We start from the raw sequence: 25,875 nt of genomic DNA on the forward strand, positions 1-25,875 counted from the left end.
AATTCCTTTTTCTGGAAGATTTTCCGGGGCGGGAAAGTCCTGGGGGGCTTTTAGGATAATCCTCCACACAAAACCCCGGGGGCCCCCCCCCCCGGACCCCCCCCCTCCGGCCCGGCCCGCCCCGCGCCATGGGGGCGCGGGGCGCCCGAGTACGGACGGGCGACGCGTTCGCGGACCGATCCGGCCACGCACACGTCGGTGACGACGCCGTACACCAGCACTCGGCTCACTTTCCGGCCGCGCCCGTGACGCCGCCCCCGATCCCCCTCCCCCGCCTCGCGCCGCCCCCGGGGACCGGGGGCGTCCGCCCTCGTCGAGACCAAGCCCAGGTAAAGTGACCGGCCGAACCACCGGGAGGGCGCAGATGCGGACACCGACAGGGATACGGAGACGGACCGGGATATTCCGGGCCCGGACGGGCACGGCGCTCGCGGCGCTCGTACTGCTCGGCAGCGCCGGAACGGCCGTCGCGGCCGACCCTAGCGCCGGGCCGAGCCCCGCGGCAGCGTCCACGGCGACCGCCACCGCCGCGCCGAGCGGTCAACCCGCCGGCGGCACAACCCAGGCCGAGCGCCTGGCCGAGGAACTGCGCAAGAACCCGGTCTACGTCTCGGCCGCCGAGCCGCGCCGGCTTCCGCGCTCGCTCGCCCCGGAGATCGCCGCCCTCGCCGAGCGCACCGGCGTCCCCACCTACGTGCTGGCGCTGCCGGACGGCGACGCCGCGCTGCTCGCCCTGGTGCACGACCGGCTCGGCGCGGACGGCCTCTACGTGGTGATCAGCGGCTACGGCCTCATCACCGCGACCGCGTTCGGCGTCGACGTTCCGGTGGACGAGGCCCGCCGGGTCTCCCTGTACGGCACCCCGTACAGGGCCGGGCCGCTCGCCGGGTTCGAGAACTTCGTCGACGCCGTCGCCTCCGGCAAGGACCGGGCCGCCGCCAAGGCCGAGGAAGTGTACGGCCGGTACCGCGACAGCGACCGGCCCAGCGCGTACATCAGCGCCACCGACCGGCAGAACCAGAACCTGCTGCTCGGGCTGGCCGTGGTGGTGATCCCCGGCCTGGTGCTGGCCCTCGGCCTTCGCCTCTCCCTCCGCCGGACCCGCTCCTCCGGCGCCGACCCCGCCCGGAAGACCGGCCGGAAGGCTGGACCCAAGACCGGCCTGAAGTCGGGCAGGAAGCCCGCCGTCAGCCTGGACAAGGGCCCGGAGGTGGTGCCCCCCGCTGCCCGGACCCCGGGCGCCGGGTGGCGCCTCCGCGGCCTGCTGCCGGTGACACTGCTGGCGACGGCCGCCGCCGTGTTCGGCGTGGTGCACTACGCGCCCACCGCCTTCCCCCAGGTCATCGACAGCCCCTACCTGAACGTCACCCAGGCGGACCTGAACGCCCGCGTCGACGAAATCGCCACCGGGCTCACGGCCGACCCGGTCTACCAGGACCCGTCCGGCCCCGACGCCCTGACCGCCGCCGACCTGCCCGCGATCCGGCAGCGGCTCACCGAACTCGCCCCCAAGGGCCCGGTGCACATCGTGGTCACCTCCGCCGACAGCGACGGCGAGACCCGCTCCGACCGCGACCTGCTGCTCGCCCTGATCCACGAACGCACCGGCCGCAACGGCGTCTACATCCTCGTCGACCAGCTGACCGGCGTGATCGGACTCGACAGCTACGGCACCGGCCAGGACACCCTGCACCGCTTCGCACGCGTACCGACGGACGTCAAGTACGCGCGCGGCGAAACCAAGGGTCTGAACGTGGCACCGCGGCTGAACCAGGTGCTGGACGCCGTCGCCGCCGCCGAGCCGAAGCCGGGCTACGATCCCGCGGAACGCGACACCACGCTGCCCCCACTGCACGACAACCGGCTGCCCGCCCTGTTCAGCAACGACTTCGGCGGCGGCATCGCGCTCGGCGTGATGCTGCTCGGCGTCCTGCTGTTGCTGGCCTGGGCTGCCCTCGCCACCGCCCGGGCCGTGCTCCGCTCCCGGCGCGCCCGCGCGGCCGGCTCCTCGCAGCACACCAAGCCCCGGCACACCGGCCCGCTGCCGTCCCTGCGGCACCTGCGTGCCCGGGCCGGCGAGGGCGTCCGCGAACTCGCCGCGCGACTGGCCGCCGCCGACCAGGACGCGCCCGGCCGCACCCGCGCCTGGGACTGCCTGGACGCCGCCGGACTCCTCGCCGACAGCAGCGGGCAGCACCCCGACGGGTCGGCCGAGGCGGGCGACCTGGCCGCCGTCGTGGTACTCGCCGAGGCCGGGCTGGCCGCTCTCCGCGGCCACCTCCACCCCACCCTCTGCCGGCTCGACCCGCTGCACGGCGAGGCCACCGGCGGCCGGGTGCCGGCCTGGTTCGCCGAGCTCGGCATCGGCCCCCGGTCCGCGCAGTTGTGCCCCACCTGCCGGGACGCCCTCCGCAGCGGCGGGGCCGACCAGGCCGCCCGTGCGGGCCTGGCCCGCGACCGGCTGCTGCGCCTGCCCGGGGCGGACGACCGCACCCGGACCGCCTGGGACGAGGCCGGGCAGATCCTGCCGGCCGCCCGCGAAGGGCTCGAAGCACTCATCCTCAGGGCCAGGGAGTCCGCCAGTGTCCAGTGACCACCCGACCGTCCGCCACCCGTCCGCCGGCCCCGACCGGCGCCTGCTCGGAGGGCTGTTCGCCGCGCTGCTGACGGCTTGCGTGGCATTGCTCGGCACCGGCGCCCCCGCCCGCGCGGACAGCGCCGGCCCCGGACCGACCGCCACGACCATCGCCGAGGCGCTGGCCACCAGCCCGGTCTACGTCGACCCGTCCTTCGCGGCCGCCGTCACCGCCTCCCAACAGCGGGAACTCGCCGACCAGATCGCCGCGACCGGCCTGCCCATCAAGGTGGTGCTGGTGCCGCTGAAGAAGGGCGACGCGTTCGGCGGCAGCGCCAAGGGCCTGGCCGCGGTGCTCCAGGAACGCCTCGGCCAGCCGCAGTTGATCCTGCTCACCAACGACGAGTACGTGAGCTGGCTCAAGGGCACCGAGTGGCCGAACGACACCCACCAGACCCGCGACTCGGCCATGGCCGTGGGCATGCTCAAGGAACTCAAGGATGCCGGACTGGCCGCCCGCGTCGGCCGGGCCATCGAACTGATCAAGACCGGCCAGGGCACCGCGGTCTACAAGGCCGAGGCCGCCCGGGTCGACCGCGAGTACTCGGCCCGGCCCAAGGCGAAGGACCAGGCCGCCGACTCCTCCTCCGGTGGCCAGGGGACCCTGCTCGCGGTCGCCGCGGCGCTGGTCCTCGCCGTCGGCGGTGCCGCCTTCCTGGTGCTCCGCCGCCGCTCGCCCCGGCACACCGCCTTCACCTTCCCCGACGCCGTCTTCGCCGCCGATCAGGCCGCCGACGAGGCCGGGCTGCGCCGGCAGGCCGCCGCCGAGGTGCTCGCCCTCGGCGAGGCCGTGGACGGCGCCGACGGGGCCACCACCCCCGGCCTGGGCCGCGCCCTGGACGCCTACGACGCGGCCGGCCGGGTCCTGGACGCCGCCCGCGGCATCCCCGACCTGGCGGGCGTGCTCGCCCTGGCCGCCGAAGGACGCTCCGCGCTCGCGGCCGAACCGCGGCTTCCGCTGTGCTTCTTCGACCCCCGGCACGGCGCCGCCGTCCGCCGCACCACCTGGCGCCCGCTGGGGCGCCGGGAACGCGTCGACGTCGCCGTCTGCGAGGACTGCGCCCAGGCCCTGCGCGCCCGCCGCGCACCCCAGGTGCTCGCCGTCCGCGACCAGGGGCGCACCATCCCCTACTTCGAGATGCCCGCCGACCGCAGCCTCTGGGCCGCCACCGGCTACGGCTCGCTGCTCTCCGGCCCCGACGACACCCTCGCCGCCCGGGTCGGCACCGGCGAGTTCAGCCGGGCCCGGCAGCAGTCCGAGGACCGCGGCGCGGCCAAGGACTGAGCCCGGGAGGGTTTTCTGACGGAGCGCCGCTTCCCCGGGGGAACCGGCGCTCCGTCGTTCTGCCGTTCCCCTGTTCCGCCGGCCGTCCGACCGTCCGGGGAGGTGCAGCCGGTGGACGGGTCCGTCCGGGCCGGGTGGCGGCCCCCGCCGGACCGTGGCCCCGGCCAGTCCGCTCCGCTCCGCCACCCGGCCTCCCCCGCCGCGGGGCCGTCGCCTACAGTGAGAGGTTCTTGCGGACAGGACCGGGTGACGGCACGAGCGGGGAGGGGTCCGGAGTGGAGCGACGCGTACGCCGGACCGCGGCCGCCGCGCTGTCCTGCGCGTTCCTCGCGGTCTGGGCCGTCTGCCAGGTCCTCCTCGGCACGGCGACGGGCCCGGCGCAGCCGGTTCCTGACGCGGCGCCCGCCATCGCCGCCCCGGCCGCCCCCGCCCCGACCGCCCCCGCCGTACGGCTCGGCCCGGCGGGCGCGGAGGTCCGGCGCGCAGCGGACCACCCCGGCTTCGATGTCGCCCGGCGGCAGACGGCCACCGCCGAGCCCGGCGTCCGGCTGCCCGCGCTCCCGCCTGCCGCGCTCCCGGCCGCCCGGACGGACGTCCCCCGGCCCCGGCCCGGGGTGTACGCCCCGGGGCCGCGTCAGGAGCGGGCGCCGCCGTCCGGCCACTACGACCCCCGCCACACCCGCGGTCCTCCCGCCACCCGGTCCAGCTGACGTCTCACCGCGCCCGCCGACCCGGGTGCCGCGGCCTGTCCGCGGCCCGGACGGGGAGGACTCCGGCCACCGTGCCCGGAGCGTTCCCGGCGGCGCGCCGTCCCCTCGCGTCCGCCCGTCCCGGGTGCGGCGTCCCCCGCGGACGCCCGGCTCCCGCGGACCGCCCGTGGAGTACCCATGCCCACTCGCCGTGCCACGTTCTGGCGCGCGCTCGTCGCGCTCGCCGTCGTCGGTGTCTCGCTCTACGTCGCCCTGACCACCCCGCCCCGCCTCGGCCTCGACCTGCGCGGCGGCACCCGGATCGTCCTGGAGACCCAGGACTCGCCCACCGTCCGCGCCGACGCGGACGCCACCGACCGGGCGCTGGAGGTGCTGCGCCGCCGGGTCGACGGCCTCGGCGTCGCCGAACCCTCGCTCGCCCGCGCCGGGGAACAGCGCATCGTCGTCGAACTCCCCGGTGTCCAGGACCCCCGCGAGGCCGCCGGGGTCATCGGCCGCACCGCCCAGCTCACCTTCCACCCCGTCACCGCCGCCGCCGACGGCCCGGCCGGCCCCCCTGCGGCGGACGGCTCCCGGGTCCTCGCCGACCCGGGCCTGCCCGGCGGCCACCTGCGGCTGGGCCCGCCGGTGCTGACCGGTGACGGCGTCAAGGACGCCTCGGCCGTCCTCGACACCCGGACGGGCCTCGGCTGGAGCATCGACCTCTCCTTCCGCGGCTCGGCCGGCGACGCCTGGGCCCGGCTCACCGGGGAGGCGGCGTGCGCCGCCCCGGCCGACCCCGCCCGCCGGGTCGCCATCGTGCTCGACGACCGCGTCCTGTCCGCCCCCGGAGTCCAGGACAGCGTGCCCTGCGGGCAGGGGATCACCGGCGGTTCGACGCAGATCACCGGCGGCTTCTCGGCCGACGAGGCCCGCGACCTCGCGGCCCTGGTGAAGGGCGGCGCCCTGCCCGTCCCGGTGACGGTGATCGAGCAGAGCACCGTCGGCCCCACCCTCGGCGCCGAGGCGATCCGGGCCAGCGCCCTGGCCGCGGTCATCGGCCTGCTCTGCACCGGGGCCTTCATCATCGCGGTGTACCGCCTGCTCGGGGTGCTGGCCACCGTCGCGCTCGCCCTCTACGGACTGATCTCGTACGCCGCCGTGGTCTCGCTCGGCGCGACGCTCACCCTGCCCGGACTGGCCGGCTTCGTGCTCGCCATCGGCATGGCGGTGGACGCCAACGTGCTGGTCTTCGAACGGGCCAGGGAGGAGTACACCGCGCCCCGGGCGGCCGGCCCGGGCAAGGAGCGCGACCTGCGGCGCCCGCTCCGCGTCGGGTTCGCGAAGGCATGGAGCGCGGTGGCCGACTCCAACGTGACGACGCTGCTCGCCGCCGGACTACTCTTCGTGTTCGCCACCGGCCCGGTCAAGGGCTTCGGGGTGACGCTCTCGATCGGCGTGCTGGCCTCGATGTTCTCGGCCATGCTGATCACCCGGCTGCTCGCCGAGTGGGCGGTACGACGGCCGGCCGTCGCCCGGCGGCCCACCCTGACCGGCATGGCCACCGTCGGCCGGCTCCGGACCCGGCTGACCCGGCGGCCGCCCCGGCTGATGCGCCACCGGCGGCGCTGGCTGGGCGCCGGCGCAGGGCTGCTGCTGCTCGCCCTGGCCGGGATCGGCGGGCGCGGCCTGGACTTCGGCGTCGAGTTCACCGGCGGCCGGGTGGCTCAGTACACCGCCGCGCAGCGGGTCGACGCGGACGCCGCCCGTGCGGCGGTGGTCGACGCCGGGTTCCCGCAGGCCGTGGTGCAGACGACCGGCGACACCGGCGTGTCCGTCCGCACCAAGGAGACCGGCGACGACCAGCAGCAGCGCATCCGGGAGGCACTCACCGACGTCACCGGCGAGTTGTCCGTGGAACGCGACGAGCTGATCGGGCCGAGCCTCGGCAGCGAACTGCGGGGCTACGCGCTGGCCGCGCTCGGGCTCGCGGTCGCCGCCCAGCTGCTCTACCTCACGATCCGCTTCCGGTGGACCTTCGCGGCCGCCGCGGTGATCGCGATGGCACAGGACCTGCTGCTCGTCCTCGGCCTCTTCGCCTGGCTGGGCAAGCCGGTGGACAGCGTCTTCCTGGCCGCACTGCTCACCATCGTCGGGTACTCGGTCAACGACACGGTGGTGGTCCTGGACCGGCTGCGCGAGCTGCGCCGGACCGGGACGAAGGCGAGCTGGGCGGACCTCGCGGACCGCGCCGTGGCGCAGACCCTGCCCCGGACGGTGAACACCGGCATGGGGGCGCTGTTCGTCCTGGTCGCCCTGGCGGTCCTCGGCGGCGACTCGCTCGCCGACTTCTCGGTGGCGCTGCTGGCCGGGGTCCTGGTGGGCACGACGTCGACGGTGTTCACCGCGATGCCGGTGGTCGTGCTGCTCCAGGGCCGGTTCCCGGACCGGCCGCGGGAGGCCCGGGCGCCGCACACCACGGGCCCGGCACGGCCGCGCGACCACAACGGGGCGGTGGTCTGAGCACCGCTCGCTCCGCCCCCGGAGCCCCGCCGGGGAGCGGTGCCCCGGCCGCGCGGGACGAGCCGTCGGTTCCTGTGCGCGGTGCGCCTCGGAGCACCCTGACGAGCCGTTCCCGGTAGGCCAGGGGACAAGAAAAGGTGAAGCGTGGACCCCCTGGCCGACCGACCAGGGGGTCCTTGCCGTCGCCGAGCGATCCCCCACGGGGTCCACGTCGTGGGGGCAGGTGGAACGGGGCGCTCTCCAGACCCAGCACGGCGTGCACCCGGCCGATCGTCACTCGGAGGGGATCCCCCTTCAGCCCGGCCGAGCCTGGGACATCCATCCTGAGAACACACCCCACCCAGTGTGTCGAGAGCGTGACCGTGGCGTTCTCGAAACCCGGCGGCATCACTCTCCCGTGACACGGGGTGCTCTCGCCGCTGAGTGACAGGTGCTCACGACTCACGGAGCCAGCCATACGAACGCCGTAGTCCGGGCAACGCTCCGGGTCCGCGGCCACCGCACTGAAACACCGCCCGCGCGTCCCTCACACTGAGGCCGCGGCCTTCCAGGCGGCAGTGACACATCCTTCCTCCCAGTCCCACCACTCCTTGGCCGCACCGTGCTCCAGGAGCTTCCGAATCCTTGGGAGGTCCGCATCCGGTGGGACGTCCAACGCGACCATCCGATACTGCTCGATCCCCTCACCCGTCGTGCCGAGTCCGTGAAAGACCTCAAGCACGCTCTGCCGGGCAGCGGCCGAGCCCTCCTCCTTCAGCACGATCAACCGGATCGTGCAGTTCTCCGACGCCTGGACCGTCTCCCCGGCCCAGCGCACGCCCTCCTCGTCGATCTCCACCCGGATGACGTCCTCGCAGGCGACACCGCGCACGAACCAGGGGGTGTTGTCGAGCCGCACCGTCCCATCGCCGAGGTCGACTGCCCACAGGCTCTCGACACTCGCCGACGGCCAGCCGTCCTCGTCCACGTTCATCCGGAAGTGGACCTCCACATGGTCGTCGCTGATGTTCGTCACCGCGCCATCATCCAGCCCGAGACGGCCGTTCTGGCGGACCGGCGGCAATCCCCGCCCGGTCGAGGAAGGTGTCGTTGACATCGTCCTGGCCGGACTTCCCGGCGCCGAGTGGGATGAAGGACCTGTCCTGAGACCACGGGCGAGCTCGTCATGTTCGACGCCGCCTACTCCGGCACCGAGGTCGGGACTCTCGCGGACAGCACCGTTCTCGAACTCCGCGCCGGCCGCTACCGGGTGGACTCGGCAAGCATCGAGCCCGACCACCTGACGTCCTTTCGCGTCCACCGATTCGTGGAGCTGCCCTGACCTGAGGTCGGTGCAGGGAAGATCAAGCGGTGAGGTCGGATTCCTCCTGCCACCCGCTCAGCCGTCGCCGCGTGCCCCTCACGTGCACGTGGAAACGGCGGTTCGGAAGGCGGGCCAGGGTGGTTACTGAGCTCATCGTTTCAGGGTGACGAGCAGTCGGAAAGGTCTGCGTCCGTCGCAGGACCTCACTAACCTGCTGTGCATGGAATGCTTCGCCTCCCGGCGCATGCGCTGCTGAGGGCTCACTCGCCGCCCGCCTTCGCCGCGAGCGAGCCCGTCGATGCCTGTCCCTCCGGTTGTCGACCCCTCAGCGAGAGGCGCATTTCGTGATCATCCGCAGCTTCGAGCCGCGTGACCTTCCGCGGCTGACCGAGCTCACCATCGAGACCTTCGGGCCGTTCTACGAGGACTCCTTCCGACCGCTGGTCGGCGAGGTCGTCTTCACCCGGCAGCACGGCCAGTGGCGCGAGGACTACCACACTCTCCTCACCACGCTGCACACCCCGGAGCACAACAAGCACGCCGCCGTCGCGGACCTCGACGGACAGATCGCGGGCTATGTGGGCTGGGAGATCGACCCCGCCCGCGAGCACGGAACCATCGGCATCCTCGCCGTCGACGCGCACCACCGTCGTGACCACCTGGCAACCGAGCTGTGCGAGCACGCCTTCGGCCACATGCGTGCCCACGGAGCCGTTTACGCCGAAATCGGAACCGGCGGCGACGAGTTCCACGCCCCGGCCAGAGCACTGTACGAAAGCCTCGGGTGCATCAAGCTGCCCGTGGCCGTGTACTTCCGCGAACTGTAGCCCCGCGACCGGAACGCCGGCCGTGCCCTCAGGGCATGGTCGGCGTTTCAGGGCACCCTCGGCGGGTCGAGGCCGAGGCCGGTCCCGGCGAGGAAACCGTCCAGGACGGTTGGTCGGTACCGCAGGCGCTTGAGCCGGTTGCGTACCGGGGCTTCGAGCCGGTCGAAGGCAACGAAGACGGGTGGAGGTTCCACCACCCTGCTCGCGCCGGGGGACGCGCGGCGCTGGGCGGACGTGAGGTTCGGGCGACGCTCCGGGGTGTGTCGGCCGAGGATCTCCTGCGACGGCGCCTGAAGGGCACACCCGAGGGTTCAGCCCTGGAGGGAGGCGAGCCAGTCGGTCAGCAGGCTGTTGACCTCCTCGGGACGCTCCTGCTGGATCCAGTGTCCGCAGCCGTCCAGGATGTTGCCGGAGGCCAGGCCGGGGAGGGTGGTCGGGTAGGCGTCGATCGCGTCGGCCATCCAGGTCGTGGAGGCGTCCAGGGCGCCGCCGATGAACAGGGACGGCTGCTTGATCGGGGCGCCGGCGTACGGGGCGAGGTCCTCCCAGTCGCGGTCCATGTTGCGGTAGCGGTTGAGGGCTCCGGTCATGCCGGTGCGCTCGAACTCCGCGGCGTAGACGTCGAGGTCGTCCTCGGTCAGCCAGGCGGGCAGCTTGCCGCTGGGGAAGCGGTCGCGCAGCCGGCCGCCGGTGCGGGCCACGAAGTGGGGGTCGGGCTCGCTCGGGGCGGGCATGGTGTCGGCGGACATGGCCGCGTAGAAGCCCGCGAGCCAGCCCCGGAGGTCGGGCTCCATCTCGGCTTCGGCCCGGCCGGGCTCCTGGAAGTAGGAGACGTAGAACTCCTGGTCGCCGCCCATCCGCGCCAAGACGTCGGTGGGGCGGGGGCCGCCGGGTGGTGCGTAGGGGACGCTCAGCAGTGCGACGGCGCGGAAGACCTCGGGGTGCAGCAGGGCGGAGGCCGCGGCGATGCTGGAGCCCCAGTCGTGCCCGACGATCACCGCCCTCTCCTCGCCCAGGGCGCGTACCAGGGCGACGTTGTCCGCCACCAGGTCGAGCATCCGGTAGGCGTCGGTCGCGGCCGGCTTGGAGGAACGGCCGTAGCCGCGCACGTCGAGCGCCGCGGCCCGGTACCCCGCCGCCGCGAGGGCCGGGAGCTGGCGGCGCCAGGAGTACCAGGACTCGGGGAAGCCGTGGACGAGCAGGACCAGCGGTCCGGTGCCCTGTTCGACGAGGTGCAGGCGCCCGGCGGGTGCCTCGATGGTGCGGTGGCGCAGGTCGGCGGACGGCATGGGCGGGTGCATGGCATCTCCTCGGTTCACGGGCGGCCGCGGTTACCCATTGATCTTGTGGTGGGGCGGCCTCCCGACGCGAGCACCGTTGCCATTCTGGCAAGCTGGCAGGGCAGGGCAGGGCTGGGCGGTGGAGGCCGCACGGCTGGAGAGAGCGGGGCGACGGTGACGGACGACGGCACAGCCGACACGCTGGCGGCCATGGGCCCCCGGCTGCGGACCGCGCGCGAGCAGCGCGGCGCCACGCTCACCGACGTCAGCCGCACGACCGGCATCTCGCCGAGCACGCTGTCGCGGATCGAGACCGGTCGGCGCAAGCCGACCCTGGAGGTGCTGCTGCAGCTCGCGAAGGTGTACGGCGTCTCCCTGGACGAGTTGGCCGGCACCGCGCCCGTCACCGCACCCGGACCGCGCATCCGGACGCCGCAGGGTCCCGGCGGCGACAAGGTGGTGCTGCCGTTGACCCGGTACGTGGGGGGCCTGCACGCCCACAAGCACGTCCTGCCCGCCGTCGACGCGCCGTCGTCGCGGCCGCGGCAGGTCTCCCACGACGGGTATGAATGGCTGTGCGTCCTGTACGGGCGGCTGTGGCTGGCGCTCGGCGAGCAGGACCTCGTCCTGAGCGCCGGGGAGACGGCTGAGTTCGACACCCGCACCGCCCACGGAGTCGCGAACGCCGAACCCGGCGGACCGGTCGAATACCTGATCATGTTCGGGCCGCAGGGAGAGCGCCTACGACCGCGCACCCGCGCGTCCGGATCACGTCGCGGGCCCGGACCGCGCCGGTCCGGATAGAACCGGTGATTGGCACGACTCACGTATGAAGGCAACTCGAAGTAGGTCGTTGGCCGCCCCGGTCTGGGCGGGAATGGCGGCGCGGCCGGCCTCGCGCGGCTCCTGAAGGCCGGAATGGGGCATGGCCCCCCGTCCTGTCCGCGAGCCGGTGCGGGCACCACCGAGGCGGGGCAGCCCGCCGTCGGCCGGTGGACCGTTGCCTCCTCAGTTCGCGGGGCGGTGTCCGGAGGTGGCGACGACGGCGATGGGGAAGGAGAGGTGGCCGGGGTCATCGATCTCCTCCAGGCCGGCGTGCACGTCGGCCTCTCTGAGCAGTCCGGTGCTGACGAGTCGGGGGGCGACCGCCTGAATGGTCAGCCGGGAGAACTCGGCGATCGGTGATCCGGCGTGGAAGGCGGGAAGGTCCGCTTCGGACCGTACGTGCTCGTAGCCGGTGTCGCGCATGGCGGCCGCCACCCGCACACCCCAGGTGTCGTCCATTCCGAAGGATGTGGCGAGGGAAGCCCACCAGGCGTCGATGACCCGCCTGAGCGGGGAGGACGCGGGCAGTCCGTGCCGAGGGAAGTGGACGAGGTCCTCCACCAGGAGCACCCCGCCCGGGGCCAGCCATGGCAGCATCCGCTGGATGATCCGCTCGCGTTGAGGCAGGTGCATGAGCACGGCGCGCGCGTGGATCAGCTGGAAGGCCCCCTCCGGGAAGGCGTCCTCCGTGACGTCGTGCACCAGCACCGCGAGGTTGGCCGGCACCGGTTCCCGGACCAATGCCACGTCCAGGTCGGTCGCGGTGACACTCCCCCGGTGACAACGCGCGGCCATCCAGTGGGCGACGGTGCCGGCGCCGGCGCCGATCTCCAGACAGGACCAGTCGGGCGCGATCTCGGCGGCTTCCAGCCGTCGCCGGGTCTGCGGGTCGAAGGCGCGGCTCAGGGCGTCGAGGCGGGCCCTCTCCTCGGGGCGCCGGTGCGTCAGCACGTCGGGGACCCGCTTCCTCGACCTGATGATCGCATGGGGCTTCGACGCACCCAACATCCACGCGCTGTTCGACGCGTTCGAACCGGATGCCGCCGACCGGATCACGGTGACCGCCTGGGCCGACGGCATCCGCGACTACTACACGCCCGGTCTGGCCGGCATCCCCGGCGACCGCCTGGTCTCGCTGCCGGTCTGACCCGGCCACCGCACGGGAGGGCGGACACGCGGCCCGCTCCGTCCGAGGCCGACTGCCGTCCGGCTGGCGGGACGATCTCCTGCCCCTCGGCGGACCCGGCTCCTGGAGATCCCGTCGCCTACCACGCCGCCACACAGCGAAGCGACGAACTCTCTGACGGGCAAGGCCGATCGGGCTGTTCTCCGGTCAACTGCCCGTACAGCGGCGCGACCACCGCGCTGGGGGAGGCCCGAGGCCGCCCCCGGGAAACGCGGTAGCGTCACCGGATCCGGCGGAGCCGCCATCCGTTTCTCCGCCTGACCGCCAGACGGGCCTCAGCCTCCCACTCCGGGTGGTGCGTGCACTCTGGCGGAGGGTTACGGGTGTTGGCGAGCACCGTGTCGAGTCGGTCGCGTGCCGCGGCGAGGTCGGTGATCCGTTCGCTGATCCGGGCGCGTTCGGCCTCCAGGTGGTCCAGGAGCCCCGGCGCCGCTGTCCCGGAGTCCACACAAGGCAGCACCTCGCGCCTACGACTCGCCTCCGACCCCGCTGAGCTGTCCGGCTCCACGACCCCCGGCCGGCCCCGAGGCCGGGTGCGCCAAGCACCGAGTCGGGGAGGTGTTCGCGGCGCCGGGCCGCCGGCACGAGCGCGCGAGGCGCGCCTCCGGTGGGGTCCGCCCCGTTGCGGCCTACGGTTCACAGTGGCTTTCCCTGATGTGCCGCAGCTCGGCCAGGCTGCGTGTGGCCTCGCGCAGCCTGGCCCGCCGCAGCTCGGTGGCGTCGGGAACCGGTGTGCCACGGAGCGTCTTGTTCTCGATGCCGGAGCCCAGTTGGCCCCACAGCTCGGCCACGATCGCCACCAGGACGTGAATCAGCTCCTCCGACTCCGCGACGCCTGCCTCGGCCAGCTGCTGGGCGTGCCTGGCCCGGTCGAGCGCCTGCTGCACCATCGACCGTTCCGCCGCCGGTGACGGGTACGCCGCAGCCGCCTGGACCGCCTGTTCGTGCAGGTGGCCGGCCTGGGTGAGCAGCTCCTTCCGGGCAGACGGGTCCTTCGTGAGGTCATGGACCAACTGCTGGAGCAGGTCCCAGGGAATGTCCTTCCCCGCGGAGCGGTACTCGCTCCACGTGGTCCTGCCCGCCGGATACCGCTGGGCGAGTTCACGGACGGTGAGTCCGGAGGTCAGCTGGCGCACGAACCGGGCCAGCGCGTCGGCCTGCTCGGTCTCTCCCTTGAGTCGCCCCTGGGGGCGGCCGGTGCTTCCCACTCTTCGCTCCCGTCTGTCCGCGGCCAAGTCGGGTTGTCCGCAGTTCACTTGGGACTCAGCCGTTTTTTGTAGACGGACAATTAAGCATGGGCAACTCTGGGATCTCCACCTGGTCTTCGGACAACTTGCCGGAGTTCTTCACGGAGAGCGCTGCACCCGCCGGCGAAGGGCCCGTCGAACCGCTCACAGGGGACCTCATCGCCGCGGTCGTCTCCACGCGTGCCCGCCTCGGTCCGGCGGGCACCTTCGCCATGGAATACGGCACCCGCCCGGGATGCGAGCCCGGCTGCCGGGGATGGCCCGCGACCGACCGGAACGTCCCTCCCGTTCGGCCGTCCGTTGTCAAAGGAAGGGTGTCGTGTGTCGCTGATCGAAGTGGCGGGCCTGGTCAAGGAGTTCCGGAGGCCCAAGAGGATCGACGGGCCGTTCGGCGGCCTGCGGACCCTGCTCACCCGCCAGTACACGAGCAAGCTCGCCGTCGACGGCATCGAATTCTCGATCGGTGAAGGGGAGTTGGTCGGGTACCTGGGGCCCAACGGCGCCGGCAAGTCGACGACCGTCAAGATGCTCGCCGGGATTCTGCGGCCCACCGCCGGGCACCTGGAGGTCGCCGGGGTCGTTCCCTGGCGCGAGCGCGAGCGGCACGCCCGCAACATCGGCGTCGTCTTCGGCCAGCGCAGCCAGCTGTGGTGGGACCTTCCGCTGCGGGACTCCCTGGAGACGGTGGGCAGGCTCTACGGAGTGGAGCGAACCCGCTACCGGCGGAACATCACCCACTTCACGGACATGCTGATGCTGGGCCCGTTCCTGGACACGCCGGTGCGTCAGCTGTCCCTCGGGCAGCGCATGCGCGGAGACCTCGCCGCCGCGATGTTGCCCGAGCCGCGGATCCTCTTCCTCGACGAACCCACCATCGGGCTGGACATCATCGCCAGGGAACGCATGCGCGAGTTCATCGCCACCCAGAACCGGGTGCACGGCACCAGCGTGGTCCTGACCACCCACGACCTCGGCGACGTCGAGCGGCTGTGCACTCGTATCATCCTCATCGACGGAGGCCGGGTGCTCTACGACGGCGCCGTCGACGAGCTCAAGACTCAGTTCGCGCCGCACCGGGAACTGGTGTTCCACCTCGCCGAAGGCACCACGTGGCAGGGCGTCGACCTGCCCGGCGTCGAGTGCGTGCGGTCCGGTGCCGCCGAACCCGGGGTCGTCTCACTCCGCTTCGCTCCGAAGGAAACCCAGAGCCCGGAGATCATCGCCGCCGTACTGGCCCGGCACCGCGTCACGGACCTGTCGATCACCGAGTCGGCCCTCGAGGGTGTCATCCACCGGATCTACTCCGGAAGCGAGGGCGGGTGATGAGGCCCTCGGCCCGGCTGGGACCGCGTCAGCGCCTGGCGGCGTACACCGCCCTGGCCCGTGTCCAGGCGCGCAGCCAGTACGCCTACCGGAGCGACGTCCTCTTCGGCCTGGCGGGCCTGTTGCTCCAGATCTACATGCTTCGTCTGGTGTGGACCGCCGTCTACCCCCGCTCGGGAAGCGCGACTGTGGAGGGGGGACACGAGATCACCCTCGCCACCCAGATCACCTACGTCGTCCTGGCCTCGGTGCAGTCCTGGCTCACGGATTCCGGGGGACTGTCGACGCTCCAACTACGGGTGCGGGAGGGCGTCGTGGCCCTGGATCTCGCCCGCCCCGTCCGCTTCACCTCCCAGATGATCGCCGCCAGGGCCGGCAGCACCCTCGCCATGGTTCCGTTCGTGGCCGTCGCGCTGGTCTTCTCCGTGCTGGCGGGCGGCGCGCAGGCCCCCGCCTCCGCCACGGCGATGCTCGCCTACGTCGTCAGCCTGGTTCCCGCCTACAGCAGCGCCCTCCTGCTGGGCGTGATCGTCGGCATGATCTCGTTCTGGACCCTGGAACTGGACGGGGTCTACTCCGTCTACCTGATGACGGCGCGCTTCTTCTCCGGGGCCCTGGTGCCGTTGTGGTTCATGCCCGACTGGCTGGCCGACGTGACCCGCCTGCTGCCCTTCCAGACCATGGTCTACATCCCCACTGCCCTGTACCTCGGCCAGATGCACGGGACCCGCGACATCCTGCAGGCACTGGCCGTCCAGTGCGCCTGGGCCATCGCGCTGTGGCTGGTCCTGAGACTGGTGTGGCTCAGGGCCCTGCGACGCGTCGTCGTGCAGGGGGGGTGACCATGACGCCCCCGGGAGACTCCGCGCCCTGTTCCGCCGCCCGTCCTGTCCCACGTCCGCTCGCGTTCCGGTTGCTGCTGCACGTGGCCCTGAAGGCCCAGCTCCAGTACCGCGGGAACCTCCTGGTCGGCTGCGTCGGCGGTGCCGCCTTCCAAGGAGTGGGTCTCGTTTTCATCTGGGTCGTCTCCACCCGTTTCGGGACGGTCGGCGGATGGTCCATGGCGGAGATCTGCCTGTTGTACGGCATGCGCCTGACATCGCACGGCCTCTGGGTGGTACCGGGCAACCAGCTCTTCTATCTCGACCTCACCATTCGCACCGGCGAGTTCGACCGCTACCTGGTCCGCCCCACCGGGGTCCTGCTGCAACTGCTCTGCCGACAGGCGCACCTGCCGGCGGTCGGTGACCTGCTGACCGGGGCCGCCATCCTCGCCGGCGCCGTCTGGAACCTCGACCCGCTGCACTCGGCGACGGCCCTCCTCTACCTCGTGCCGGCCCTGGTGGGTGGCGCGATGGTCGAGGGCGCCGTCCAGATCGGTATCAGCGCGCTGTCCTTCCGAACCCTTTCCAACCGCTCCCTGCGTTCGGTGGTCGACAACGTCATGAACACCTTCGGGGGCTACCCGCTCACGGTCTTCCCCGGGCCCACCCGCTTCGTACTCACCTTCCTCGTGCCTGTCGCCTTCGTGGCCTACCTGCCGGCGACCGCGTTGATCGGCAGGGCCGGTGACCTCCGTGTCCCGCTCTGGCTCGTCCTGGCCTCGCCGTGCGCCGGGCCGCTGCTGCTGTGGCTCGCGCTGGTGTTCTGGCGGTCGCAGGCCGCCTTGTACTCCAGTTCCGGGACATGAGGATCCTGCAAGTGCACGCCGCCCCGCGGGCGTTCCCGTGGGGCGGACGAAACGCGCCGTCCTTCCGGTCGGGGCGAATCCTCCGGAAACGGAAGAGAGGACCATCACGTGTCGATACCCCGGGTTTTCCACCAGGTCTGGATGGGCGGTCCGATGCCGGAGCGGTTCCGCGCCTACTCCCGCAGTTGGCAGCACCACCACCCCGACTGGGAGTACCGGCTGTGGACCGAGGACGACCTCGACCCCTCCCGTTCCGGCTTCCTCACCAATGGTGACGCGTTCGTCGCGCTGGACAGCTGGTCGGAGAAGTCCGACGTGGCACGGTACGAGATCCTGCTGCGCCACGGCGGCATCTACATCGACACCGACTTCGAGTGCCTGCGCCCCCTGGACCGTCTCCTCGGGGAACTGGATGTCTTCGCCGCCAGTGAGGACGGCGTACACGTGTCGACGGGCATCATGGGTGCGGTGCCCGACCACCCGTTCATGGCCGCCTGTGTGCAGGAACTGCCCCTCAGGGTCAAGGAGTTCGCCGATGCGAATGCGGCGTTGAAGACCGGTCCCGGACTGGCCACCACCGTCTACAAGCGGCTGTCGGAGGAGGCCGGCCGATCGGCGATCACGGTTTTCCCGAGCGAACTGTTCTATCCGTACGGATTCAACGAGAAACACCGGGCGGGCGAGGAGTTCCCCGACGCCTACGGCGTCCACCACTGGGCCGCCAGCTGGATGTAGCGAACCGGCGTGGCCCGAAGCCGGGGGACGGCCGAGGACCCCTCCGTGGGCATCTCCGCAGCCGGCGCCGCGCCATGGGAGACGTGGCCTGACCACGTGGCCTGACCCTGTGATCAGGCCACCGAGCCCGACGACGCCCAGGAGATCCGGGCGAACACCGCGCGAGGCACATCAGGTGCCGGCCGCCGCAAGGTACGCAGGACCGGCAGGGAGCGCCATTCCGAGCATGTGATGCTCCCCCGCCGGAGCTTGCGGCGGTAGCCGCCTCACCCGGCTACGGTTCGAGGCCTTCGAGCCAGGCGACCACGGTCAGGGACCGTTGCAGGTGCGGGTCGAAGGCCTTCGGGTTCGCGTCGGCCAGCATGCGGTAGTGGCGGACGGCTTCTTCGCTGGCGGCCAGGCCTTCGGCCCGCCGGCCCATCTCGCCCGGCGGCAGCGGATCCACAACCGTCCCATTCACTTTGAGTGTCGGATCGACTACGCTCCGCCCAGCGGATCTTCGGAGCGTCATGCAGGAGGAGGAGCACCGTGGGCGACGAGAACAAGGGCGGTCCGAACGACGGCAAGGGCGGCTCTCACGCCAAGCCCGGCGGCCCTCGGATCGGCCCGATGCCGAACCCGGACGGGCAGGGGCCGGCTCCCGATCCGAAGCACAAGTGATGGCCGCCGGCGTGCAGGCCCGGCTGATCGACCAGTTGGAGGCCTCGGGCGCGCTGACCCCGGACTGGCGGGAGGCCTTCCTCGCCGTCGGCCGCCACCTGTTCCTCCCGGACCTCTTCTGGGCGAGCACCAGTGACGGCTACGAGCGCTGCGACCGGGCTAAGACTCCCGAGCGGTGGTTCGAGCTCGCGTGCTCCGACGTGGCGATCGTGACGCAGTGGGATGACGGTGCGGACGGCGGGCCGCGGGAGCCGACGTCCTCGGTGTCCATGCCGACGATGGTGGCCTCCATGCTGCGCGACCTGGACGTCCACGAAGGCCACAAGGTCTGGGAGGGCGGGACGGGCCCGGGCTGGAACGCCGCACTGCTGGCCCGGCGCCAGGGTGCGCACAACGTGGTGACCGTGGAGCTGGACCCGGAGGTCGCCGCCCAGGCCGCGGCGAACTTCCGGGTTCTCGACGCCGTCCCGACCGCGGTGGTGGGCGACGCGGCGGACGGGTACCCGCCGGAGGCCCCGTACGACCGGGGGATCCTCACCTGCTCGGTGCGGGAGGTCCCCGCAGCCGTGATCGGACAGATCCGGCCGCAGGGCGTGCTGGTGCTGCCCTTCTCGCCGCTGTTCGGGGGCGGAGCGGTGGCCCGCCTGGCCGTGGCCGGCGACAGCGCCGAGGGCCCGTTCACCGGCTCCTCGGCGTTCATGCGGATGCGGCAGCAGCGCTACCAGGCTCCGCCCGTCGACGACTACCTGCCCGGTGACTGGCCCGGGGATGCGGTGCAGGAGTTCACCGATCTCAGCCCGCTGAGCGTCGTCGACGACTGGCTGGCGTCCTTCGTCGTGGGTTTGGGCGTGCCCGACGTGTACTACCGGCGCAGCGACGGCGACGGGATGACCACCCTGTGGTTGTTCGACACGGGCGTCACGTCGTGGGCGACGGTCGACTACGTGGACGGCGCGGAACGGTACGAGGTTCGGCAGTCGGGTCCTCGCCGGGTGTGGTCGGAGGTCGAGGACGTCGTCCGGTGGTGGGAGAAGGCGGGCCGGCCGGGCTTCGAACGGTTCGGGCTGACCGTGGACGGGGAGCACCGGGCGTGGCTGGACGAGCCGGCGAACCTGATTCCGGCCACACGGTGACCGTCTGATCTGGTGCCAGCTCCCTGACCCGCGGCTTCAGCTGCGGGCCAGGACGCACTCCCGCACGCACCGCTCGCATGGCGCTGCGGGCCGCCGGCCGGCCCGTGCCGGGCTGCGGGGTGGATCAGCTCGCGTCCGATGGCGTCGCGCTCACCGGCCGGCCCGTGCCTGTTCCCGGGGCCAGGGAACAGGCACGAGCGCGCGGTCGCGGGGGCGGGGCTGAAGCTGTCTCCGGGCGCACGGGCCGGCCCCGTCGTGACCTGCGAGGCTTCGGGCGTGACCCATTCCGCGGGGCAGGCGCGCTACCGGCGGCCGACGATCGCTTCGGCGGCCGTGTGGCGGGAGGACGGATCCTCGGGGCCGCCCGGCGTCCTGGTCACGATCGAGTCGGGGGTGAAGTTGCTGGTCCTCCGCGCGGCTGACCGGAACACACTCAGGAGGGACAGAAAGGGGCGGAACCCGCTTTCGCCTGCGCGGGCCGATCCAGGGACTCTACGGTGTCCACAGCTGCATGACCACAGGTCAGGCACTCAAGGAGTGGGTGAGGCAGAACCGCACCGGTCCTGGCCGTCGGCCGGTCGACCTGCCGCCTGTAGCGGGGCAAGCCTGCCCTCCACCGACCGTTCACCGCGCACCTGGCGGCCACCGATCATGAGGAGAACCGACGACATGACCATCGACAAGCCTGCCCTCGGCAACGCGGTGAAGGCGGTCATCGCCGCCGCGCACGCCGACGACCCGGCGGCTCTGTACCAGGCGGTCATGCCGCCGGGAGGCACGGATACACCTCCGGCCGAGGCCACGACCTGGTTCGGGTCGCTCCTCATCCGACTGGCGCTCGTCGCTGCGGCCTCTTCGGACCTGGATCGGGGCTGCCCCCGGGAGGCCGTCTCGGGGTGGGTCGGAGAGGTGTTGGGCCCGCCGCCCACCCCGGCGCTGCTGCGGGCCGCGGATCCCGGCCGCATCGACCACGTCGAAGCGGCGAACGCCGCGGCGGACTACTCCCGGAGCCGCGAGTACGCCGTCGACCTGATCCGGGTGGGCTTGACCGAGCCGGATCAGGACCCGGACGAACGAGGCGTCGAAGCCCACTGCGCGGTGACGAACGACAAGAACATCCGGATCATCGTGATGGCGCTACTCGGCCGACTCGCCACCGCTCCGGGCGGGCAGGGTTGACGGTGCCTGCCGTGCCGCTGGTGCGAAGACGGCCCGGTCCCTGTGCCCGCGGTGGATCCGCTACGTCGACTGCGAAGCCCAGCGGGCGGAAGAGACCTGGCCGTTGTGCCCGTCCGACGCGTTCGTCTCCGTGAACGGAGCTGCCGGCGGCCGAACTTCGCCGAGACAGACCAGCGGGCCGGCGTCTCCTGGGGCGCCGGCGTTTGCCGCCTCGACAGTGCAGGCGGAAAACCGGGCCGCCGACACCTACCTCACATCCGGGTAGGGCAAGACCGCCTGCCCGTCGGGCCGGCTGTGCCTCTACAAGGACATCAACTACAACGGGGAGGCAGCGCTCCGATCCCGGTCACCCGCGCCAAGGTGTCCTCCCTGCAGTTCCTCTCGTAGGCTCCAATCCCCTGCCGCACCGGCCTCGCGGGGTCGGTGCGGCCGAAGTGCGCTGGGCGATGGACGAGTGCTTCCAGGCCGCCGCCCGCGGCTGCCAACGCCGGCTGCACACCATCGACGGACAGCCCGGTGAAGACCGCCCCTGATCCGGCACCAGCCCGCCACACCCACCACGCGCAGCCTCTGAGCAGGCAAAGCGTAGTACTGGACCCGGCCCCGGGATGCGGGGACAGTGCTTCCGCGCGGGATGGAAGCGGGTCAGCCCCAGAACTCCCGCAGGACGGCGTTGACGGCGGCGGGCTCCTGGGTGTGCGGGTAGTACCCGGGCACCCGCAGCAGGCGGCCCGCGAGGGAGTCGGTGAGGGACTCGGCCACGGCCATGAGGGGGAGCCCCACGTGCTCGCGGTACGCGGCCGGCGCGGGCTCCCAGGTTCCGCAGATCACCAGAACCGGCAGGGCGGCGCCCCGGATCACCTCCAGCGGGATTTCCGCCTCCCAGACGGGCCGTTCCCCCATGGAGGTGGCGACGGCACGGAGCCGGCGCGACGTGGGCTCCGGCATGTCCATCCCCAACCCCTCGGTGGACGCACGCAGATACTGCTCCGGCGTGACGCCGTCCAAGCTGCCCGGGGCACCGTCGCGGACCCGGTCGAGGAGGTCGGCGACGACCGGATGGTGCGCGGCGGCGGTGAAGGCGGAGGGCTGGATGAGGGCAAGGGAGCGGACGAGGTCGGGCCGGCGCGCGGCGGCGATGAGCGCGGCGACGGCGCCGTTCCCGTGCCCCACGAGATGGGCGCCGCCGAGCCCCTCGGCGCGGGCCCCGTCGCCGAGGACCTCCACCACGTCCGCGGCGTCGACGTCGAAGTCGCTGCGCGCGGTGTCCGGGCTGTCGCCGTAGCCCCGGCGATCCATCAGGAGGAGCCGTCGGCTGTCCGCGAGGGGCCGCTGCCCGGCGAACCCGTACGTGGAGTCGCTGCCCCAGCTGAAGATGCTGTGGACGAAGAGGGCGGGGGCGGCAGCGGTCGTCGGGACCACCGAAGCTGTCGGGGTCCGGCCTTCTCCGGCTCGATCGCGGTCATCCCACACGGTCACGTGCACCGCCATGGGTCATCCTCCCGAAGCCGAGAAACATCACCTCACGTGAGACTAACGGATCGTTGCGGAATGACGTGGTGCTGGACCACCTTCGGGGCCCTGACGGAGATCGGAGCGGTTCGCGAGCGGCACATGAGCGGCACATAGACGGCACACGAGCGGTTCGCGGACAACCCGAGCCGCTCGCGGCCGGCGGCCGTCCCCGGCCCGCGCCCGTACGAACCCGCCGACTTCCGCCCGAACGGTTCGGGCACCCCGCTTCGCCGGGCTCCCCGTCCGCCCGCCCGACGACCGGCCGCGGCACCCGCCCTGGCGGCAGCCGGGCCGCCACCGGCGACAGCCACCTCGACCAGCGGCGGATACCTCGACCCGGCCTTCTCCGGCAGCGAGTCGCCGGCCGCCCACCGCACCCGCTTCGGCATCACGCCGGAGCGCCGTCCCCGTCCCCGGGCCGGGGAATCCCGGCGTCCGGATCATGGCCGGTTCTCCGCCAGGGGGCAGACGGGACGGTCCCGGCTCCCTACGCTGCCCGCTCATGCGCACACCCCACTCCGCGACAAGACGCGTCGGCGTCGTCGCCGTCCTCGCCCTCCTCGTCAGCCTGATGGGCTTCGCCCCGCAGGCGTCCGCCACGGCCTCCGCCCAGCCGCCGTACTTCACCTTCAGCGTCGACCACCCCACCGTGACGCCCGGCCAGACCGGCACGCTGACCGTCACGTTCACCAACCGCCAGGCCGTCGACGTGACCTTCCTCTACATCTGGCTGCCCATGGTCGAGGCGGGTCCACAACCCGCCCCCGGCACCCGGGCGGTGCTCACCGGGTGCTCCGGCCAGGTGAGCTGGTGCGACCTCGGGCGCTGGGAGCCCTTCGGACTCCGGGCCCTCATGAACCTGACGGCGCCCCTGGTGCCGATCGCGCCGGGCACCAGCCGGACCATCACGCTGACCTACCAGTACCCCGCCACCTCCGACTGCACGGTGCACCCCGTCGTCAGCTTCGCCGCGCACTACTTCCACTTCGAGTACGGCGACGGCACGCAGGCCTACGACGGCTCGGAGTTCCCCGACCCGCCCGTCACCAGCACCCTGGTGTGCCCGCCCACGCCGTAGGGGCCACCGCTCCCCCGCCGACCGCCGCGCCGCAGAGCCGCAGAGCCGTGCCGGAACGGCTCCCGGCGTACGAGTCCCGGCAGTGGCCGGACCGGGACCGCTCCAGGGACGTGCTCGGCCTACCGAGCCGGGAATCGCGCGACATCTCGCCGCAACGACGGTGAGAGATCAACCAGTTCCGAGACGATCAGACGAAGCTCGCACCCGAGTTCGAGTGACCCGAACGGCCGTCCGACACCCCCCGGGGTACTCGAACTGCTTTCCCGGAAGGACTCGTCGATCGAGAACTGGTTGCCGCCTCCCGTGCGCGCCATGGTCGACCTCCACAACCCTCATACGGCTTGACGTGCTCTGCTGAACGGTTCCGGGGAGCCCGGGCCTGAGCGCGCCGCCCGGAGCGCTCAGGCGGTGAGCGGTGGGTCCGTCGGCCCGTTGCCGCCACCCCGGCCCCGTGGCAGGGCCCGCGGCCCCCTTCGCGGCATCAGCCGCTGAAAGGGGCCACAGGCGCGCGCGAGGGCCTATCCGGCGCTCAGGTCGCGGTGGGCCTCGACCAGGCGGGCGATGTCGGCCGCGGTGATGCTGCTGGTGAAGGCCGGGATGCGGCTGACCGGGAGGCCGGCGCCCATGGACATCAGCGGGCTGTCCTCGGCGATGCCGACGGAGGCGGCCATCTCCTGCATGGCGGCGCCGATGATCTGCGCGCCCAGCGGGTCGGCCAGCCACTCGCCGAGGGTGGAGTCCGCGGTGAGCGGCCGGCGGAAGCCGTCGCCGGGGCAGGTCACCGCCGTCCGCAGCCGGACGTCGCGCGAGGAGGCGCCGATCCGCAGGTCGAAGTCCCCGGTGTCGACGCGCCAGCGGTGGTCGAGCACCGACCAGTGGGCGAAGGAGCGCTCGTCGAGGGCGATGGTGATCCGGGTGCTCTCGCCGGGCTCCAGGAAGACCTTGGCGAAGCCCTTGAGCTCGTGCTCGGGGCGGCGCAGCCGGGGCGCCCGCTCGTGGACGTACAGCTGGGCGACCTCGGCGCCGGCCCGCGCACCGGTGTTGGTGACGGTGAAGGAGACGTCGAAGCGGTTGTCCCCGGTGACCGTCACCTCCGGGTCGCCGTACCCGAAGGTGGTGTAGCTCAGGCCGTGGCCGAAGGGGTGGGCGACGGGCAGGCCGAGGCTGTCGTAGTGGCGGTAGCCGACGTACAGCCCCTCGCCGTACTCGACCTGGCCGTCCCCGCCGGGGAAGTGCAGGTGGCTCGGGTTGTCCTCCAGCCGCAGCGGGATCGTCTCGGCGAGCCGGCCCGAGGGGTTGTCCAGGCCGAACAGCAGCCGGGCGAGTGCCGAGCCGCCGGCCTGGCCGAGCAGCCAGCCCTCCAGGACCGCGCCGACCCGGTCCTGCCAGGGGGTGAGTCGGACCGGCGCGCCGTTCGAAAGTACGACCGTGACGCGGGAGTTGACGGCGGCGACGGCGTCGATCAGGGCGAGCTGGTCGGCGGGCAGGCCGAGGTCGGTGCGGTCGAAGCCCTCGGACTCGGCCGACTCCGGCAGGCCGAGGAAGAGCAGGACGTGCCGGGCCGCGCCGGCCGCCGCCACCGCCTCGGCGACCAGCGCCGGGTCGGGCGCGCCGTCGAGGGTGAAGCCGGGCGCGAAGCCGATCCGCTCCGGGTCGGCGGCGAGGGCGCGCAGCGCGTCGAGGGCGCTGTCCAGCCGGGTGGGGACGACGTGCGAGCTGCCGCCGCCCTGGAACCGCGGGGTGCGGGCGAACTCGCCGATGACGGCGACGGTTTCGCCGCTCCCGGGGTCGAGCGGCAGCAGGCCGCCGTCGTTCTTGAGCAGGACGGCGCACTGGGCGGCGGCGGTGCGGGCGAGGTCGTGGTGCTCGTCCTGGTCGTAGCCGGCGCCCTCGACCCGCGCGGCGGCGGTGCGTTCCAGGAGGGTCAGCACCCGCCGGGCGGCGGTGTCCAGGGCGGCGGGGTCGAGGGTGCCGTCCTCGACGGCCGCTACCACCTCCGCCTCGCGTCCGGACGGCGGCATCTCCAGGTCGAGGCCGGCCGCGAGGGCGGCGACCCGGTCGCCGACCGCTCCCCAGTCGCTGACCACCACGCCGTCGAAGCCCCACTCCTCGCGCAGCAGTTCGGTGAGCAGCCGGGAGTTCCGGGAGGCCGGGACGCCGTTGACGGCGTTGTAGGCGCACATCACGGTGGTGGGGCGGGCGGTGGTGACGATGTGCTCGAAGGCGGGCAGGTAGATCTCGCGCAGGGTGCGCTCGTCCACGTTGGCGCTCACCCGCAGCCGGTCGGTCTCCTGGCTGTTGACGGCGAAGTGCTTGAGCGAGGTGCCGACGCCGTGGGACTGCACCCCGTGCACCACGGCGGCGCCGATCCGCGCGGTGAGCAGCGGGTCCTCGGAGAAGTACTCGAAGTTGCGACCGCCGAGCGGGGAGCGCTTGATGTTGACGCCGGGGCCGAGGACGACGGAGACGTTCTTGGCGACGGCCTCCGCGCCGATGGCCCGGCCGATCCGCTCGGCCAGCTGCGGGTCCCAGGAGGAGCCGAGGGCGCAGGCGGGCGGGTAGCAGGTGGACGGTTCGCTGGCGCCGATGCCGAGGGCGTCGCCGTCCTCGGGCTGCTTGCGCAGGCCGTGCGGTCCGTCGGTGAGCGTGACGGCCTTGATGCCCGCTTCGGGCAGGGCCCTGGTGTGCCAGAAGTCTCCGCCCGAGGTGAGGGCGGCCTGCTGTGCGATCGTCAGGTTCTCGGAGGTCATGCGGGAGCTCCT

Annotated in this window: 22 protein-coding genes and 3 pseudogenes; 17 read left to right on the forward strand and 8 right to left on the reverse strand. The window is 72.8% G+C overall.

Annotation, left to right across the window (positions count from 1 at the left end):
* Nucleotides 1-364 precede the first annotated feature (364 nt).
* The 4 genes from ACZ7C5_RS12665 to secD all read left to right on the forward strand — a co-directional run bounded on the left by ACZ7C5_RS12665 (nt 365) and on the right by secD (nt 7,132).
* Entirely contained in the window at nt 365-2,593 is a 2,229-nt protein-coding gene (locus tag ACZ7C5_RS12665) for a hypothetical protein (RefSeq protein ID WP_470322555.1), read from the forward strand.
* Nucleotides 2,583-3,920 carry a hypothetical protein gene (locus ACZ7C5_RS12670; RefSeq protein ID WP_470322556.1) on the forward strand — a complete coding sequence of 446 codons (1,338 nt, stop codon included), beginning with the start codon at nt 2,583-2,585 and terminating at the stop codon, nt 3,918-3,920. The genes ACZ7C5_RS12665 and ACZ7C5_RS12670 overlap by 11 nt, the downstream gene beginning before the upstream one ends.
* A gap of 275 nt (nt 3,921-4,195) precedes the next feature.
* Nucleotides 4,196-4,630, forward strand: a complete 435-nt coding sequence (locus ACZ7C5_RS12675) for a hypothetical protein (RefSeq protein WP_401081912.1) — start codon at nt 4,196-4,198, stop codon at nt 4,628-4,630.
* A 177-nt stretch (nt 4,631-4,807) separates the two neighbouring features.
* Complete coding sequence (gene secD, locus ACZ7C5_RS12680; RefSeq protein ID WP_470322557.1) at nt 4,808-7,132, forward strand: protein translocase subunit SecD; 2,325 nt, start codon at nt 4,808-4,810, stop codon at nt 7,130-7,132.
* A 526-nt stretch (nt 7,133-7,658) separates the two neighbouring features.
* On the opposite strand, the gene ACZ7C5_RS12685 is transcribed toward secD, so the two are convergent.
* On the reverse strand, nt 7,659-8,147 hold the full coding sequence (locus ACZ7C5_RS12685; protein WP_470322558.1) for a DUF4265 domain-containing protein: 489 nt from the start codon (nt 8,145-8,147) through the stop codon (nt 7,659-7,661).
* 150 nt (nt 8,148-8,297) lie between these two features.
* Here ACZ7C5_RS12685 and ACZ7C5_RS12690 point away from each other — a divergent pair, with 150 nt between their 5' ends.
* The gene (locus ACZ7C5_RS12690) at nt 8,298-8,453 is read left to right on the forward strand and encodes a hypothetical protein (RefSeq protein WP_470322559.1); all 156 of its coding nucleotides are present in this window, start codon (nt 8,298-8,300) and stop codon (nt 8,451-8,453) included.
* A gap of 326 nt (nt 8,454-8,779) precedes the next feature.
* Nucleotides 8,780-9,262, forward strand: a complete 483-nt coding sequence (locus tag ACZ7C5_RS12695; RefSeq protein ID WP_470322560.1) for a GNAT family N-acetyltransferase — start codon at nt 8,780-8,782, stop codon at nt 9,260-9,262.
* A gap of 47 nt (nt 9,263-9,309) precedes the next feature.
* Here the strand turns inward: ACZ7C5_RS12695 and ACZ7C5_RS12700 are convergent.
* Together ACZ7C5_RS12700 and ACZ7C5_RS12705 are read right to left on the reverse strand one after the other, a co-directional pair.
* A pseudogene (locus tag ACZ7C5_RS12700) lies at nt 9,310-9,435 on the reverse strand (IS630 family transposase); the annotation flags it as partial.
* A gap of 138 nt (nt 9,436-9,573) precedes the next feature.
* Entirely contained in the window at nt 9,574-10,563 is a 990-nt protein-coding gene (locus tag ACZ7C5_RS12705; RefSeq protein ID WP_401081933.1) for an alpha/beta fold hydrolase, read from the reverse strand.
* 153 nt (nt 10,564-10,716) lie between these two features.
* Here ACZ7C5_RS12705 and ACZ7C5_RS12710 point away from each other — a divergent pair, with 153 nt between their 5' ends.
* Nucleotides 10,717-11,346 carry a helix-turn-helix domain-containing protein gene (locus ACZ7C5_RS12710; protein ID WP_470322561.1) on the forward strand — a complete coding sequence of 210 codons (630 nt, stop codon included), beginning with the start codon at nt 10,717-10,719 and terminating at the stop codon, nt 11,344-11,346.
* 204 nt (nt 11,347-11,550) lie between these two features.
* Here the strand turns inward: ACZ7C5_RS12710 and ACZ7C5_RS12715 are convergent, their stop codons facing one another.
* Entirely contained in the window at nt 11,551-12,318 is a 768-nt protein-coding gene (locus tag ACZ7C5_RS12715; RefSeq protein ID WP_470322562.1) for a methyltransferase domain-containing protein, read from the reverse strand.
* A 13-nt stretch (nt 12,319-12,331) separates the two neighbouring features.
* On the opposite strand from ACZ7C5_RS12715, the pseudogene ACZ7C5_RS12720 reads away from it, so the two are divergent.
* A pseudogene (locus tag ACZ7C5_RS12720) lies at nt 12,332-12,514 on the forward strand (EF-hand domain-containing protein); the annotation flags it as partial.
* 668 nt (nt 12,515-13,182) lie between these two features.
* Here the strand turns inward: ACZ7C5_RS12720 and ACZ7C5_RS12725 are convergent.
* Nucleotides 13,183-13,761 carry a hypothetical protein gene (locus ACZ7C5_RS12725; protein ID WP_401081942.1) on the reverse strand — a complete coding sequence of 193 codons (579 nt, stop codon included), beginning with the start codon at nt 13,759-13,761 and terminating at the stop codon, nt 13,183-13,185.
* Nucleotides 13,762-14,121: 360 nt separating this feature from the next.
* Between ACZ7C5_RS12725 and ACZ7C5_RS12730 the strand changes: the two genes are divergently transcribed.
* From ACZ7C5_RS12730 to ACZ7C5_RS12745, 4 genes are all read left to right on the forward strand, one after another.
* Complete coding sequence (locus tag ACZ7C5_RS12730) at nt 14,122-15,123, forward strand: ABC transporter ATP-binding protein (RefSeq protein ID WP_401081945.1); 1,002 nt, start codon at nt 14,122-14,124, stop codon at nt 15,121-15,123.
* Nucleotides 15,123-15,965, forward strand: coding sequence for an ABC transporter permease (locus tag ACZ7C5_RS12735; protein WP_401081948.1), 843 nt, complete (start codon nt 15,123-15,125; stop codon nt 15,963-15,965). Before ACZ7C5_RS12730 ends, ACZ7C5_RS12735 begins: the two co-directional genes overlap by 1 nt.
* A gap of 71 nt (nt 15,966-16,036) precedes the next feature.
* Nucleotides 16,037-16,813 (forward strand): ABC transporter permease, encoded by a 777-nt coding sequence (locus ACZ7C5_RS12740; protein ID WP_401081951.1) that lies wholly within the window; start codon nt 16,037-16,039, stop codon nt 16,811-16,813.
* 108 nt (nt 16,814-16,921) lie between these two features.
* The gene (locus tag ACZ7C5_RS12745) at nt 16,922-17,548 is read left to right on the forward strand and encodes a glycosyltransferase (RefSeq protein WP_401081954.1); all 627 of its coding nucleotides are present in this window, start codon (nt 16,922-16,924) and stop codon (nt 17,546-17,548) included.
* A 274-nt stretch (nt 17,549-17,822) separates the two neighbouring features.
* On the opposite strand, the gene ACZ7C5_RS12750 is transcribed toward ACZ7C5_RS12745, so the two are convergent.
* The gene (locus ACZ7C5_RS12750; RefSeq protein ID WP_401081957.1) at nt 17,823-17,993 is read right to left on the reverse strand and encodes a hypothetical protein; all 171 of its coding nucleotides are present in this window, start codon (nt 17,991-17,993) and stop codon (nt 17,823-17,825) included.
* Between the two features lie 83 nt (nt 17,994-18,076).
* Here ACZ7C5_RS12750 and ACZ7C5_RS12755 point away from each other — a divergent pair, with 83 nt between their 5' ends.
* The 4 genes and pseudogenes from ACZ7C5_RS12755 to ACZ7C5_RS12770 form a co-directional block, all read left to right on the forward strand.
* Complete coding sequence (locus ACZ7C5_RS12755; RefSeq protein ID WP_401081960.1) at nt 18,077-18,208, forward strand: hypothetical protein; 132 nt, start codon at nt 18,077-18,079, stop codon at nt 18,206-18,208.
* Entirely contained in the window at nt 18,208-19,341 is a 1,134-nt protein-coding gene (locus ACZ7C5_RS12760; RefSeq protein WP_401081963.1) for a methyltransferase domain-containing protein, read from the forward strand. Before ACZ7C5_RS12755 ends, ACZ7C5_RS12760 begins: the two co-directional genes overlap by 1 nt.
* Nucleotides 19,342-20,010: 669 nt before the next feature.
* Nucleotides 20,011-20,520, forward strand: coding sequence for a hypothetical protein (locus tag ACZ7C5_RS12765; RefSeq protein ID WP_470322563.1), 510 nt, complete (start codon nt 20,011-20,013; stop codon nt 20,518-20,520).
* A gap of 274 nt (nt 20,521-20,794) precedes the next feature.
* Nucleotides 20,795-21,040 (forward strand): annotated as a pseudogene (locus ACZ7C5_RS12770) (peptidase inhibitor family I36 protein); the annotation flags it as partial.
* 125 nt (nt 21,041-21,165) lie between these two features.
* Here ACZ7C5_RS12770 and ACZ7C5_RS12775 read toward each other — a convergent pair.
* Entirely contained in the window at nt 21,166-22,011 is an 846-nt protein-coding gene (locus tag ACZ7C5_RS12775; protein ID WP_470322564.1) for an alpha/beta fold hydrolase, read from the reverse strand.
* Between the two features lie 526 nt (nt 22,012-22,537).
* Here ACZ7C5_RS12775 and ACZ7C5_RS12780 point away from each other — a divergent pair.
* Entirely contained in the window at nt 22,538-23,113 is a 576-nt protein-coding gene (locus ACZ7C5_RS12780) for a hypothetical protein (RefSeq protein WP_401081972.1), read from the forward strand.
* 518 nt (nt 23,114-23,631) lie between these two features.
* On the opposite strand, the gene ACZ7C5_RS12785 is transcribed toward ACZ7C5_RS12780, so the two are convergent.
* Nucleotides 23,632-25,863 carry a glycoside hydrolase family 3 C-terminal domain-containing protein gene (locus tag ACZ7C5_RS12785; protein WP_470322565.1) on the reverse strand — a complete coding sequence of 744 codons (2,232 nt, stop codon included), beginning with the start codon at nt 25,861-25,863 and terminating at the stop codon, nt 23,632-23,634.
* Nucleotides 25,864-25,875: the final 12 nt, after the last annotated feature.

This window comes from Kitasatospora sp. NPDC036993 (assembly GCF_055607525.1).